At 53.4% G+C, this 1,450-nt stretch carries 1 rRNA gene; it reads right to left on the bottom strand.

From position 1 onward, the window contains the following. Window positions 1-77: 77 nt before the first annotated feature. Window positions 78-1,450 (bottom strand): 23S ribosomal RNA (locus tag IM764_RS10290); the annotation flags it as partial.

Genomic DNA, 1,450 nt, shown 5'->3' with positions numbered 1-1,450 from the left:
GGCGTGACTCTCGTTACATGCGCATATATTTTGCTCGTTCACCTAACTCAACACACCAACCCAAACACATTGGGATTGTGTTAAATCGTCTCGGTCCATTAGTACCGGTCACCTCCACACTTTACAGCGCTTCCAGATCCGGCCTATCAACCCCATAATCTATAGGGAACCTCAAAAGAAACCTCATCTCGAAACAGGCTTCCCGCTTAGATGCTTTCAGCGGTTATCCCTCCCATACGTAGCCAACCAGCCATGCCACGGGCGTGACAACTGGCCCACCAGAGGTATGTCCAACCCGGTCCTCTCGTACTAGGGTCAGCCTTTCTCAAGTTTCAACGCGCACGGCGGATAGAGACCGAACTGTCTCACGACGTTCTAAACCCAGCTCGCGTGCCGCTTTAATGGGCGAACAGCCCAACCCTTGGGACCTACTCCAGCCCCAGGATGCGACGAGCCGACATCGAGGTGCCAAACCATCCCGTCGATATGGACTCTTGGGGAAGATCAGCCTGTTATCCCCGGGGTACCTTTTATCCGTTGAGCGACACCGCTTCCACAAGCCGGTGCCGGATCACTAGTCCCTACTTTCGTACCTGCTCGACCTGTCAGTCTCACAGTCAAGCTCCCTTGTGCACTTACACTCAACACCTGATTGCCAACCAGGCTGAGGGAACCTTTGGGCGCCTCCGTTACTCTTTGGGAGGCAACCGCCCCAGTTAAACTACCCACCAGGCACTGTCCCTAACCCAGATCATGGGCCGAGGTTGAGATGCTCAATTCGATCAGAGTGGTATTTCAACAACGACTCCACCACCACTAGCGTGATAGCTTCACAGTCTCCCACCTATCCTACACAAACCGAACCAAACACCAATACCAAGCTATAGTGAAGGTCCCGGGGTCTTTTCGTCCTGCCGCGCGTAACGAGCATCTTTACTCGTACTGCAATTTCGCCGGGCCTGTGGTTGAGACAGCAGGGAAGTCGTTACGCCATTCGTGCAGGTCGGAACTTACCCGACAAGGAATTTCGCTACCTTAGGATGGTTATAGTTACCACCGCCGTTTACTGGGGCTTAAATTCTCCGCTTCGGACATTAATGCCCTAACAGGTCCTCTTAACCTTCCAGCACCGGGCAGGCGTCAGTCCGTATACATCGACTTATCGTCTTCGCACGGACCTGTGTTTTTAGTAAACAGTCGCTTCCCTCTACTCTCTGCGACCACCACCAGCTCAAATCAGTCTGTCACCAGCAGTGGTCCCCCTTCTCCCGAAGTTACGGGGGCAATTTGCCGAGTTCCTTAACCACAGTTCACCCGATCGCCTTAGTATTCTCTACCTGACTACCTGTGTCGGTTTAGGGTACGGGCCATATATGCACTCACTAGAGGCTTTTCTCGACAGCATAGGATCACCAACATCCCCACAACGGGTACGCATCACGCCTCACCC

It is taken from the genome of Corynebacterium sp. ED61 (assembly GCF_015233855.1).
GTDB classification, from domain to species: Bacteria; Actinomycetota; Actinomycetes; order Mycobacteriales; family Mycobacteriaceae; genus Corynebacterium; species Corynebacterium dentalis.
Note: the sequence above shows the minus strand (reverse complement) of the source record. Positions and strands in the feature narration are given on the sequence as shown.